The sequence below is a fragment of the Streptomyces sp. ISL-36 genome (assembly GCF_018614205.1).
Classification (GTDB): Bacteria; Actinomycetota; Actinomycetes; order Streptomycetales; family Streptomycetaceae; genus Streptomyces.
The window spans coordinates 77389-90152 of the sequence record NZ_JAGGOS010000014.1 but is presented as its reverse complement, the minus strand read 5'-3'; the positions used below and the strand labels follow the sequence as shown (position 1 = coordinate 90152).

The window sequence follows — 12764 nt, the reverse complement described above, 5'->3', positions numbered from 1 at the left end:
TCGATTCCGCCGACCCATGGCTGAGCGGAGGAAATTCAGTGGTCGCGACGAAAGCGGCGGACGCGGCACCGCCCGCCGGGACGGGCAGCGCCGTCCCGGCATGGCGCACGCCCCTGCGGGGTGGCCCGTCGCCGCGGACGGCGGGCATGGCGGCCCTGGTGCTCACCGTGATCATCTGGGCCGCGTTCGCCCTGAGCGCGCGGGCGCTCGGCAGCTCCACCCTGCTGCCCGCCGATGCCGCGCTGCTGCGGTTCGGCGTACCCCTCCTGGTCCTGGCACCCGCCCTCTGGCGCCGCCGACGTCGGCTGATCGCCGTGCGGCCGGGCACCGCAGCCAAGATCGTCTGCGGCGCGGGTGTCCCGTTCTTCCTCGCCGCGATGTACGGCGGCTCGCTGACGTCGGCCGCGTTCGTCGGTGCGATCGTCCCCGGCATGGTCCCGTTGTTCGTCTCGGCCCTCCTGGTCGCGAGCGGGCGAGGCGCTCCGCGCGGAACGCAGACGGCCGGGCTGGTGCTGATCGTGGCCGGAGTCGTCGCGCTGGTCTGGCGCCACACCGCCGCGCTGGACCAGGACGCCCTGCTCGGTTCGGGTGTGCTGCTGGTCGCCAGCGGACTGTGGGCCCTCTACACGGTGGGGCTGCGAGAGGTGGATCTCGACCCCATCGGGTCCATCGGGCTGCTGTGCCTGCCGTCCTTCGCCGTCATCGCCCTCCTCGCGCTGGCCGGTGTCCTTCCCACCGGTCTCGCCCGGGCGGCCGGCGGCGACATCCTGCTCTTCCTCGTGGTGCAGGGCCTGGGCGTCGGGCTGTGCGCCGGCCTGCTGTACGCGTTCGCGATCCGCCGCCTGGGGCCGGAGCGCAGCGCGACCGTCGGAAGCCTCAGCCCGGTCGTCGTCGTCCTGCTCGCCGTCCCCCTCTTGAACGAGTCGCCGACCCTGTCCGTCCTGGTCGGCGTCCCCCTCATCACCTCCGGCGTCGTGCTCGCCAACCGCCGCCCCCGACACAAGGTTTCCCCCGATGCTTGAGCTTCTTCCCCCGCCGCCCGCCGACCCGCTGTGGGACCTCGCCGCCGAATACGCCGCCGATCCGCGCCCGGAGCGTCTGAACCTCGTCCTCGGCGTCTACCGCGACCACACGGGGAACACCCCCGTGATGGCGGCGGTCCGGGAGGCGGAGATACGCCTGGCGGAGCGTTCCGCCTCCAAGGAGTACCGCGGCCTTTCGGGCAACACGGCGTTCAACCACGCCATGCTGTCCATGGTCCTGGGCACCGACGCCCGTACCGCGCGGGCCACGGCGGTGCAGACCGTGGCCGGCACCGGAGCGCTGCGTCTGCTGGCGGACCTGGTGCGCCAGACCCGCCCGGGCACGACGGTGTGGATCAGCGACCCCGCGTACGTGAACCACCGGCCCATCCTGGAGGCCGCCGGCCTGACGGTCCGTACGTACGGCCGGCTCGACGCCGCCGGGCTTCCCGACACCACGCACATGCTCGACGACCTGCGTGCCGCGGGGCGCGACGACGTGGTTCTGCTGCAGGGCTGTTGCCACAACCCGACCGGAGTCGACCCCTCCTTCGAGACGTGGGAGGAGCTGGCGGAGCTCGCCGCGACGAACGGCTGGATCCCCTTCGTCGACCTGGCGTACCACGGGCTCGGCGACGGCCTCGATGCCGACCTGCGCGCCACCCGGATGCTTGCCGACCGGCTGCCGGAGATGCTGATCTCCGTCAGCTGCTCCAAGAACTTCGGGCTCTACAGCGACCGCACCGGCTGCGCGGTCGTCCTCGGTTCGTCACGACAGGCGCTGCGGCACGTGGAGACCGCACTGCAGAACGCCGCGCGCACGCTGTACTCGATGCCTCCGGAGCACGGTGCCGCCGTGGTCACGACCATCCTCCAGGACGAGGATCTGCGCGCCGCGTGGCGTGCCGAACTCGACGTGATGCGTCACCGGATCACGTCCAACCGGTCGGACCTGGTCGCCCACCTCGCCGCGCTGGGCCGCGCCACCGAGGCGCACTCGCTCGCCCGCCAGAAGGGCATGTTCTCGATGCTGCCGCTCACGCCGGACGACATGCGCCGACTGCGCAGGCGTTTCGCGATCTACGGCACGGCCTCGGGACGCATCAACATCGCGGGGGTATCGGCCCACCGCATCCCGACCCTGGCGCAGGGCATCGCCGCGGTCCTCGACACGGTGGACACGGCACGCCCCGTCCCGTCCCTCTGACGGGGCCGGGCGCGGGGTGCGGCCGGCCGCGGGGTGCGGTCCCCGCCGCGGAGGCACGCCGCCGCCCGAAGGCGCTCCCCTAATAGCCGTAACGGCTCTTCAGGTGCCGCCAGAAGTCGCGCAGCATCCACTGGTCGAAGGGGGTGATCTCGGTGGCGCTCCCGGCGTTCATGATGAAGCGGGAGACGCCCGTCGGGGTCCAGTCGTAGAAGTCGTCGAGGCCGAACGTGTGGCCCACCTCGTGCAGATAGATGTGGATGTTCTCCTGGTCGAGGGCGTTGACGAAGTACTCCTGCCCCACGCGCTGGCCCCAGTCGCCGCCGGCGCCTCCCTGGAAGCCCTTGGTGAGCCAGAGCGACTGGTCGTAGTGGGCCGGCTCCCCGCCGGGGCAGCGGGAGTAGTCGCCGTCCTGGTGGAAGAAGCGCCCGCAGGGCGGTGCGCACTGCGGGGCGCCGCCGCTGTCGAGGATGCCGGTGTAGACGTCCACGGAGTCGTCGCTCCACTGGAGGGTGGAGCGGTCCTTGACCGCCCAGCCGACGATGTCGACCCGGACATCGGTGTACGGCCAGCGGTTGTAGCCCGCACCGTTCTCCACGAGGGAGCCCGTCCACTTGGCGTACTGCTTCTTCACGGCGGCGTGGATCCTGTCACGCGTGGCGGCGGTCACCGGGGTGTCGGAGTCCCACCGTACGCAGTAGTTGACGCGGCCCTTGTTGGCGATGATCTGGTCCCAGCCGTAGTTCTTGAAGCCGTAGAGATCGGGATAGGTCGACTCGACGTGGTTCCAGACCTCGTTCAGCGGCCGCACGAGCTCGGCGGGAGGGTTCCATGAGTCGGAGGGCGGCACGGTGGCCGTCGGCGTCGGGGCCGGGGTGGGTGTCGAGGTCGGGGTGGGGGTGGGGGTCCCGGGGGCCGTCGCGCAGGTCTCCCCGTTCACCTTGAACGCCGTGGGGGCCGGGTTCGCGCCGGACCAGGACGCCAGGAAGCCCGTGCTCACGGCCGCGCCGGGAGCCACCGCGCCGTTCCAGCCGGTGTTCGTGACGGTCACCGTCGAGCCGGACTGCTTCCACGTTCCGCCCCAGCCCTGCGTGACCCTCTGACCACCGCCGAAGTCGAACGTGAGCGTCCAACTCTCCAGTGCCGCGTCCTTGTTGTTGGTGAAGGACACGGCGCCCTGGAAACCGGCGTTCCACTGCCCGGTCACCGCGTACGACACACTGCACGCGGCGACCGCCCCGCTGGCCACCACCGGAACCGCGACGACACCAGCCGTCAGCAGAACACCGGCGACCACCATCGATACCGGTCGCCGCGGCCGGCGGAGCCGGTGGCTTCCATGGAATCTCGAACTCATCGGCAACTCCCGGGTAGTTGAGCCTCACCCGGTAGTCGCCGTCCAACACCCACAGGTTGCCGCCTTCGGCGAAGCCGGTCGGAGCCGGCTTCCCCGGGGTGTCAGCGGGCGGTGAAGGAGTGCACGGTCGTCGACCGGTAGGTCTCTCCCGGGCGTAGCACCGTCGAGGGGAAGGAGGGGTGGTGGGGTGAGTCGGGGAAGTGCTGCGCCTCCAGGCAGAAGCCGTCGCTCTGGCGGTAGACCTTGCCGGAGGTGCCCGCCAGGCTGCCGTCGAGGAAGTTGCCGCTGTAGAACTGGACGCCCGGCTCCGTGGTCGCGATCTTCATGACGCGGCCGGTGACGGGTTCCGCCACGGTGACCGCATGCTGCGGAGTGCCGGTCAGACCCTTGTCGAGTACGAAGTTGTGGTCGTAGCCGCTGCCGGCGAGGACCTGGGGGTGGGCGTCGCGGATGTCCCGGCCGATGGGTTTGGCGGTGCGGAAGTCGAACGGGGTGTGTGCGACCCGGGCGAGTTCGCCGGTCGGGATGAGGGTGGAGTCGACGGGGGTGTAGCGGGACGCGGCGATGCGCAGGGTGTGGTCGAGGATGGTGCCGCTGCCCTCTCCCGCCAGGTTGAAGTACGTGTGGTGGGTGAGGTTCACGACCGTGGGCCTGTCCGTCGTGGCCTCGTACTGGATACGGAAGTCACCGCGCGGCGTGAGGACGTAGTCGACCCGGACCCGCAGCGTGCCGGGATATCCCATGTCGCCGTCCGGGCTGACGTGGCGCAGGGTGAGGCCGGTGCCGGGCCCTTGCGCGTACGGCTCGACGTCCCACATCCGCTTGTCGAAGCCCTTGGTCCCGCCGTGCAGGCTGTTGGGGCCGTCGTTGACGGGAAGGTGGTACTGCCTGCCGTCGAGGGTGAAGGTGCCGCCCGCGATGCGATTGCCGTAGCGACCGATGATCGCGCCGAAGTACGGGCTGCGGGAGACGTAGTCCTCGAGCCGTTCGAAGCCCAGTGACACGTTCGCGTACCGGCCGTGCCGGTCGGGGACTTCGAGGGACTGGACGATGCCGCCGTAGGAGAGCACGCCCAGCCGGGTCCCCCCGGCGGACACGGTCCAGCGGTCGACGGGGGTCCCGTCGGCCAGGGTGCCGAAGCGCTCCTTCACCGGTCCGCCGACGCCGCCGGAGCCGCCCGCCGCCATCACCGCACGTCTCCTGACGGTCATCTCGTTACGGCTCCTCGCATCGGACGTTCGATATTTCGTCATGCGTTCGAAATCGTGGCGCGACCGTAGTGATGCGGCGCCGGACCTGTCAACGGTTCCCGCGCGGTTCATTTCCGGCACGTATCGGGGTGTTGACGTGACGTCACCGAGCCCGACATCCTTCGGCGAGCGAAATCCCGTACGTAGTCCGAAATCTCGAACGACTTGAGGGAGGCGCACTCCATGGCACCCCGCCCACCGCGCAGACGACGACGGCTCGCCCCCGCCCTGAGCACGCTGAGCATCCTGCTCGCCGCGACCCTGCTCCCCGACCCCGCCTCCGCCACGGCGTCCCACACGTCACCCGCGTCACCTGCGTCGGCCGAGGCACCGGAAGCAGCGGCGGCGCCGGTCGACTACTCGCTCAGCCTCGACCCGGCCCGCACCGGCCCCGCCATCGAGAACAGCATGTACGGGGTCTTCTTCGAGGACATCAACCATGCGGCCGACGGTGGCCTGTACGCCGAGCTCGTGCAGAACCGGTCCTTCGAGTACGACCGCGCGGACAACGCCGCGTACTCGCCGATGACCGCGTGGACGCCGACCGCGACCGGGGGCGCCTCGGGCACCGCGGAGGTCGTCGACGACGACGGCCGCCTGAACGAGCGCAACCGGCGCTACCTGCGCCTGAACCTCGATGCCACCGACCCGGCCGCCGGGTTCGGCGTCTCCAACTCCGGCTACGCCTCCGGCATCAGCGTGCGGCAGGGCGAGACGTACGACTTCTCGGTGTGGGCGCGAACCGACCGGCCCCAGGGCACACCGCTGACGATCGGCCTGCGCGAGGGCTCCGGCCAGACGGCACTGGCCGCCCCTCTGCGGATGACGGTGCGCTCGGACCGCTGGACCCGGTACACCGGCACGCTCACCGCCGGCGCCACGAGCGCGGCCGGCCGGCTCGTGGTGACGGCGGGCGGAGCGGGCACGGTCCGGCTCGACATGGTCTCCCTCTTCCCCCGGGAGACGTACCGGGGCCGCCCGAACGGGCTGCGCAAGGACCTCGCGGAGAAGATCGCCGCGCTGAAGCCGGGCTTCCTGCGGTTCCCGGGCGGCTGTCTGGTCAACACCGGAAGCCATCAGGCGTACGAGGCGCCGAACTGGGAGCGGCGGCGGTCCTACCAGTGGAAGGACACCATCGGACCCGTCGAACAGCGGGCGACCAACGCCAACTTCTGGGGCTACAACCAGTCGTACGGCCTGGGCTACTTCGAGTACTTCCAGTTCGCGAAGGACATCGGCGCCATGCCCCTCCCGGTCGTGCCCGCTCTCGTCACCGGGTGCGGTCAGAACCGGGCGACCGACGACCCCGCGCTCCTGCGCCGGCACATCCAGGACACCCTCGACCTGATCGAGTTCGCCAACGGCCCCGCCACCTCCCCCTGGGGCGCGAAGCGGGCGGCGATGGGGCACGCCAAGCCCTTCGGCCTGACCCACGTCGCGGTCGGCAACGAGGAGAACCTCCCCGACGAGTACTTCGCGCGCTTCACCGAGTTCCGCAAGGCCATCGAGGCCAAGCACCCGGAGATCACGGTGGTCGGCAACTCCGGCCCCGACGACACCGGCCGGACCTTCGACCGCCTCTGGCAGCTGAACCGCGCCGCCGGTGTGGAACTGGTCGACGAGCACTACTACAACAGCCCTCAGTGGTTCCTGCAGAACAACGCACGCTACGACTCCTACGACCGCAACGGCCCGAAGGTGTTCCTGGGCGAGTACGCCTCCCTCGACAACCGCTTCTCCAACGCGCTGGCCGAAGCCGCCTACATGACAGGGCTCGAGCGGAACGCCGACGTCGTCAAGCTCGCGTCGTACGCCCCGCTGCTGGCGAGCACCCACTCCTCGCAGTGGCGCCCCGACATGATCTGGTTCGACAACCAGAAGTCGTGGGGCTCCACCAGCTACGAGACCCAGAAGCTGTTCATGACCAACGTCGGCGACCACGTCGTGCCCAGTGAAGCCTCGCCCACGCCCGCCACCGTCGCCCCCATCGGCGGCGCGGTGGGACTGTCGACCTGGGCCACCAGTGCCGCCTACGACGACGTCACCGTCACCGCGAAGGACGGCCGCACCCTGTTCGGCGACGACTTCTCGGGCACGGACGGCCAGTGGACGAAGGCCGCGGGACGCGGCTCGTGGGCCGTCGAGAACGGCGCCTACGTCCAGTCCGACGCGACGGCCGAGAACACGCTCGTCACGGCCGGCGACCCGGCCTGGCAGGACTACGACCTGCAGGTGAAGGCCACCAAGCGGTCCGGTCGTGAGGGCTTCCTCATCGCCTTCGGGGTGAAGGACACCGGCAACCACTACTGGTGGAACCTCGGAGGCTGGGGCAACACCCGCTCGGCCGTGGAGAAGTCCGTCGGCGGAGCCAAGGAGACGATGGTCGAGCACGCCACGACCATCGAGAACGGCCGCGCCTATGACGTCCGGATCCAGGTCCGCGGACGGCAGGTCACGCTGTTCCTGGACGGCAAGGAGTGGGGCGGCTTCACCGACGACAAGGTCGCCGAACCCTTCCGCCAGGTGGTCACCCGGGACGAGACCACCGGCGAGCTGATCGTCAAGGTCGTCAACGCGCAGGAGGCACCGGCCCGCACCCGGATCGACCTCGGCGCGGCGACCCGCATCAGCTCACCCCGCGCCCGCCTGACCACCCTCCAGGGCGACCCGAACGCCGAGAACACCTCCACGGCGCAGCCGATCCGGCCGGAACGGTCGACGTTCGACGGTGTGGAGCGCGCCTTCACCTACACCTTCCCGGCCCACTCCGTCACCTTCATGCGGATCAAGACGGCCGGCCCACCCCGGCACTGATCCCCTGACGCTGACCCGAGCCCTGAGCCCTGAGCCCTGAGCCCTCTGATCCTGAGCCCTCTGACCCTGAGCCCGTGAGGAGAGAACCATGAGCAACCCGCACGTCAGCCGCCGAGGCGTCCTGGCCGGAGCGATCGCCCTGGGAGCGACGGCCGGCCTGCCCACCACGGCCCATGCCCGCCCCGCCGCCTCGACCCCCCGGTACCCCAACCCCCTCGTGGTACGGCGCGCCGACCCGCACATCCATCGCCACAGCGACGGCCACTACTACTTCACCGCCACCGTCCCGGAGTACGACCGCATCGTCCTGCGCCGGTCCAGGACCCTGCGCGGCCTGACCGGGGCCGAGGAATCCGTGCTGTGGCGCAAGCACACCACCGGCGAGATGGGCGCCCACATCTGGGCACCGGAGCTCCACCACATCGACGGCCGCTGGTACCTCTACTTCGCCGCCGGCCGGGCCGACGACATCTGGAAGATCCGCATGTACGTCCTGGAGAACACCCACCGCGACCCGTTCCAGGGGTCGTGGACCGAGAAGGGCCAGATCACGACCGCCTGGGACTCCTTCTCACTGGACGCCTCCACCTTCACGCACCGCGGCACCCGCTACCTGACGTGGGCCCAGCACGAGCCGGGGATCGACAACAACACCAACGTCTACATCGCCCCGCTGGCGAACCCGTGGACGATCAGTGGCCGACCCGTCCGGCTGTCGTCCCCGACGTACGACTGGGAGACCCGTGGCTTCAAGGTCAACGAGGGCCCGTCGGTCATCGCCCGCAACGGCCGCGTCTTCATGACGTACTCGGCCAGCGCCACCGACAGCAACTACTGCATGGGGCTGCTCACCGCCGACGAGGGCAGCGACCTGCTGGACCCGGCGTCCTGGACGAAGTCACCGACCCCGGTCTTCACCAGCAACGAGGCGACCGGCCAGTACGGGCCGGGTCACAACTCCTTCACCGTCGCCGAGGACGGCCGCACCGACGTCCTCGTCTACCACGCGCGCCAGTACAAGGAGATCACCGGCGACCCGCTGTACGACCCGAACCGGCACACCCGGATCCAGACCCTGCGCTGGAACGCCGACGGGACCCCCGACTTCGGCGTCCCGGTCGCGGACAGGGTCGCCGGGGCGGCCGACCGTTCCGCGCACTGAGAGCGCACCGAGAGCGCACCGAGAGGGCGACTTCCATGTCTCACAGCCCCCCGACCGCCCGAGCTGCCCGAGCCGGCCGAGCCGTCCTGGCCGACCGAGCGGTCCCCACCCTCCTGATCTGCCTGCTCGCCTCACTGCTGGCGGCCCTGCCCGCCGAGACCGTCCAGGCATCGGCCGCCCACGACCAGAAGGAGTTCACCGTCGTCGTACCGGCCGGACTCACCGCGCGGGAAAAGGTGACGCAGGCCGCCGACGCCCTGGAACTCCGGAACACCGACGACATCCGCGGCAACATCACCCTGCCGACCAACGGCCTGCACGGGACACGGATCTCGTGGAAAGCAACGGACAGAACGGTCGTCACCGAGACGGGAGAGGTCAGCCGCCCCGCGCACGGCTCCGCCCCGGCCACGGTCGGACTCACCGCCACCGTCCGCCTCGGCCACGTCCAGACCAAGCAACGTTTCGACCTGACGGTACGCCCGCTGCCGAAGGTCCAGCCGTACGAGGGTTACCTCTTCGGCTACTTCACCGGCGAGGGCACCCCCGACGGCGAGCAGATCCACTTCGCCGCCAGCAAGGGCAACGACCCCCTGCACTGGGACGAACTGAACGGCGGCCGCCCGGCCCTCACGTCGACCCACGGCGACAAGGGCGTTCGGGACCCCTTCATCATCCGCTCGCCCGAGGGCGACACGTTCTACCTCATCGCCACCGACCTGCGCATCCGCGGCAACGGAGACTGGGACGCCGCCCAGCGGACCGGCAGCAAACACATCGAGGTGTGGGAGTCGACCGACCTCGTGCACTGGTCCGACCAGCGACACGTCCGCATCGCCCCCGACACCGCCGGCAACACCTGGGCACCAGAGGCCTACTACGACGATGCCCTGGGCTCGTACGTCGTCTTCTGGGCGTCGAAACTCTACGACGAGGCCGACCCCGGCCACACCGGCGACACCTACAACCGCATGATGTACGCCACCACACGCGACTTCCGCACCTTCACCGAGCCGAAGGTCTGGAAGGACCCGGGCTACTCGGTCATCGACTCCACAGTGATCAAGCACGAAGACACCTACTACCGCTTCACCAAGGACGAGCGGAACAACACCTCCTCCACGCCCTGCAGCAAGTTCATCCTCGCGGAGAGGTCCACCCAACTGCTCGACGAGAACTGGGACTTCGTCGCCGACTGCATCGGCAAGGGCAACGCCACCACCCCCGGTATCTCCCGGGGCGAGGGTCCCACCGTCTTCAAGTCGAACACCGAGGAGAAGTGGTACCTCTTCATCGACGAGTTCGGCGGGCGCGGCTACGTCCCCTTCGAGACCACGGACCTGGCCTCCGGCACCTGGACGATCTCCCCCGACTACGCCCTGGTGCCCAGCCCCCGCCACGGCACCGTTCTCCCGATCACCCGAACCGAGATGGACGCCTTGCGCGCACAGGACAAGGCGAGCGACTGACCGGCCCCACCACTGCGGCGCCCCCGCACCACACCGGGGGCGCCGCCCGGCGCCGTTCCTGATGACCTCCCCTGGCCGCCCGATCAGCCGACCCGGTCGCCCGCCGCCACCCGGTGGGCCTCCAGGCCGGGTGCGGCGAGCAGGTCGGCGATCAGTGCCTCGGAGCCACAGACGTACGTGCTCACCAGGTCGACGTCGCCGCCCACGCACCAGGCGCGGTCCTGCGGCCACCACAGGTCGGGGAGTTCGGCGAACTCGTCCAGGAGCTCGGGGGACACGACATCGGCCAGCGGCCCTGAGAGCAGGACTTCGTCCCGGCCGGGGATCGGGAAGGTGGGAACCCCGTCCCACTCCCAGCGGCCGTACCCGTCCCACAGCCCGTACCAGCATCGCTCCGGTGTGCCGGTGTGCCGCTCCAGCACCGGGATCATGGCTCGCGCGACACCGCCGGGCGTCGGGCCTTCGGCAGGGTGCTCGTCCCACACCCCGGGCAGACCGTAGGTCTCCAGGTTCTGGTAGAACCGCTCCGCTCCGATCACCTCGTGCCAGTCCATCAGCGCATCGACCCGCCGTCCGTGGACGGCGGCGACGGTGTCCCAGCGGACCGGCCTCTCGTCGAGCCCCGCGGGGTGCAGCACCCGCGCGTACGCCGGGAAACCGGGCGCGGCGACACCGGCCACGGTGCCGAAATCACCGTGCCCGGGTCGGCGTCGGGTCAGCCACTGCGCCGGCGAGAGGTCCGCGTCCTCGACGCGCAGGAGTCCGTACAGCTCTGGGCGGGGCTCCCGGTCCGACCGGGTCCATGTGTCCATCCGCCCAGTCTGCCCGGACGCCCGACCTCGCAGCTCGTGTCACCTCCGGCGGACCAGGGCGCGGAGCAGGCGCACGTACGGGGTGTGGCGGGGCGGGGTTCCGGTGCCGGGCGGTTCGGCGCGGCGCAGGCTGTCCTCGATGAGGGCGTCGTGGAGGGGACGCCAGAGCAGCGGCCACGTCAGGCGGGCGAGGCCGGTGACCCGCATGGCCAAGGTGTGCCGCAGCACGGTGCGTTCGGCGTCGACGGGGAGGACGGCGTACTCGTGGAAGCCGTGGAAGCCGCGCGGTCCGCGGAAAGTGAAACGGACCCAGGTCGAGGGCACGTAGGCGGCGACGGTGTAGCGCACCGGGCCGTGCCCGCCGCTCGCCCCGGCCGCCAGCGGACCGTCGAACTCCATGGGCGGCCAGCGCGAGCCGGGCCACAGCCGGTCGGCGGGGCCGCTCGACAGGGTGTCGACCAGCGCGCCCACTTCACTCGCGGGCCTGGGCAGCAGACGTTCGTGGACGTTGTGGACAGCCATGAGTGGCCTCCCGGACTGCCTGAGGGGAGAGGCGCCCCATCAATTGGAGACATCTCTCTGATTCATTCAGAGAGTACTCTCTGAAACATGGCGAGACCGCCCCGCTTCGACACCGACCAGCTCCTCGACGCCGCCGTCGGCCTCGCCGCGGCCGGCGGACCGGCCGCCGTCACCATGTCGGCGGTCGCGCAGGCCGTCGGCGCCCCGAGCGGATCGGTCTACCACCGCTTCCCCGGCCGTTCGGCGCTTCTCGCCGAGGTGTGGCTGCGGACGACGGAGCGCTTCCAGGACGGATACTTCTCCGCGCTGCACAGCGACCCCGACCCGCACCGGGCCGCCGCCGTGGCAGCCCGGTACGTCATCTCCTGGAGTCGCGCCCACACCGACGAGGCCGCTCTGCTCCTTCACGGCGCCGCGGAGTTCGGGCGTGACGGCTGGTCCGAGGAGCACCGGCACCGCGCCGACCTGGGCAACCAGCGGGTACTCCGATCGATCGGCACACTCGCCGAAGCCCTCGGCGCGACAGGCGCCGCCGGGCGGGACCGAGTCACCCTGGCCCTCGTGGACCTGCCGATCGCCGTGGTCCGGCGCCACCTGAACGCCGGCGATCCCCTGCCGCCGCACGCGGAGACCCTCGCCGAGGAGTGCACGGCCGCCCTGTTGGCCCCCGTCACCACTTCCCCCTCCGACTCCCGATGACCGGGACCCCGGCGCCGCCACCCGCGACATGAGACCCTCGCCCGGGCGCTACGGCACGTGGTGTGCCATCGGCGGCTGCGCGCAGCCCTGGGCTGTGGTGGGCCGGCACTCCTGCTCATGTTTCTCGCGCCTGCGGCACGCCCAGCCACAGCCCGAGAGGTTCCGCGGCGCGCTGCCCACCGTCGAGCGGCTCGCCGACTTCCGGGACACGGTCGCCGAACGCGTACACGCCCGGATCAACGACATCGCCGCCGGCCGCGTCGCCGCCCAGGCCCAGCTCACCGTCGTCGCCACCCATCTCCTGGTCGCCGTGATCAACCACGAGTACCAGCACGACCAGTGGATCGGTGAGGTCCGCGCGAACGACCTCGGCCACGCCGTCCCTCCGGACCCGGACACCGCCCAGGTCTCCCGCCTGGACGGCTACCTCGTCCTCGCTCCCCTCGCGTAAGC

The 12764-nt window shown here is 70.7% G+C and carries 11 protein-coding genes and 1 pseudogene; 7 read left to right on the top strand and 5 right to left on the bottom strand.

The annotated features are described in order from the left end of the window. Positions 1 to 38: 38 nt before the first annotated feature. Together J7E93_RS03375 and J7E93_RS03370 are read left to right on the top strand one after the other, a co-directional pair. Complete coding sequence (locus tag J7E93_RS03375) at positions 39 to 1022, top strand: DMT family transporter (RefSeq protein ID WP_308367673.1); 984 nt, start codon at positions 39 to 41, stop codon at positions 1020 to 1022. Further along, complete coding sequence (locus J7E93_RS03370; RefSeq protein ID WP_215065709.1) at positions 1015 to 2229, top strand: aromatic amino acid transaminase; 1215 nt, start codon at positions 1015 to 1017, stop codon at positions 2227 to 2229. The genes J7E93_RS03375 and J7E93_RS03370 overlap by 8 nt, the downstream gene beginning before the upstream one ends. Positions 2230 to 2308: 79 nt before the next feature. Here the strand turns inward: J7E93_RS03370 and J7E93_RS37950 are convergent, their stop codons facing one another. The 3 genes and pseudogenes from J7E93_RS37950 to J7E93_RS03360 form a co-directional block, all read right to left on the bottom strand. After that, positions 2309 to 3166, bottom strand: a complete 858-nt coding sequence (locus J7E93_RS37950) for a hypothetical protein (RefSeq protein ID WP_374105353.1) — start codon at positions 3164 to 3166, stop codon at positions 2309 to 2311. Further along, positions 3161 to 3526, bottom strand: a pseudogene (locus J7E93_RS37945) (cellulose binding domain-containing protein); the annotation flags it as partial. The gene J7E93_RS37950 and the pseudogene J7E93_RS37945, both read right to left, overlap by 6 nt. A gap of 158 nt (positions 3527 to 3684) precedes the next feature. Then, a complete protein-coding gene (locus J7E93_RS03360) occupies positions 3685 to 4794 on the bottom strand; it encodes an aldose epimerase family protein (RefSeq protein WP_215065708.1) in 1110 nt (369 codons plus the stop codon). Positions 4795 to 5016: 222 nt separating this feature from the next. Here J7E93_RS03360 and J7E93_RS03355 point away from each other — a divergent pair, with 222 nt between their 5' ends. The 3 genes from J7E93_RS03355 (at position 5017) to J7E93_RS03345 (ending at position 10278) form a co-directional block, all read left to right on the top strand. Next, positions 5017 to 7647, top strand: coding sequence for an alpha-L-arabinofuranosidase C-terminal domain-containing protein (locus J7E93_RS03355; RefSeq protein ID WP_215065707.1), 2631 nt, complete (start codon positions 5017 to 5019; stop codon positions 7645 to 7647). 88 nt (positions 7648 to 7735) lie between these two features. After that, entirely contained in the window at positions 7736 to 8809 is a 1074-nt protein-coding gene (locus J7E93_RS03350; RefSeq protein ID WP_215065706.1) for a family 43 glycosylhydrolase, read from the top strand. A 35-nt stretch (positions 8810 to 8844) separates the two neighbouring features. Then, the gene (locus tag J7E93_RS03345; protein WP_215065705.1) at positions 8845 to 10278 is read left to right on the top strand and encodes a glycoside hydrolase family 43 protein; all 1434 of its coding nucleotides are present in this window, start codon (positions 8845 to 8847) and stop codon (positions 10276 to 10278) included. 83 nt (positions 10279 to 10361) lie between these two features. Here the strand turns inward: J7E93_RS03345 and J7E93_RS03340 are convergent, their stop codons facing one another. Both J7E93_RS03340 and J7E93_RS03335 read right to left on the bottom strand, forming a co-directional pair. After that, positions 10362 to 11090, bottom strand: coding sequence for a hypothetical protein (locus J7E93_RS03340; protein WP_215065704.1), 729 nt, complete (start codon positions 11088 to 11090; stop codon positions 10362 to 10364). A 39-nt stretch (positions 11091 to 11129) separates the two neighbouring features. Continuing rightward, a complete protein-coding gene (locus tag J7E93_RS03335; protein ID WP_215065703.1) occupies positions 11130 to 11612 on the bottom strand; it encodes an SRPBCC family protein in 483 nt (160 codons plus the stop codon). An 87-nt stretch (positions 11613 to 11699) separates the two neighbouring features. On the opposite strand from J7E93_RS03335, the gene J7E93_RS03330 reads away from it, so the two are divergent. Next, the gene (locus J7E93_RS03330; RefSeq protein WP_215065702.1) at positions 11700 to 12311 is read left to right on the top strand and encodes a TetR/AcrR family transcriptional regulator; all 612 of its coding nucleotides are present in this window, start codon (positions 11700 to 11702) and stop codon (positions 12309 to 12311) included. Between the two features lie 28 nt (positions 12312 to 12339). After that, a complete protein-coding gene (locus J7E93_RS03325) occupies positions 12340 to 12762 on the top strand; it encodes a hypothetical protein (RefSeq protein WP_251065974.1) in 423 nt (140 codons plus the stop codon). Positions 12763 to 12764: the final 2 nt, after the last annotated feature.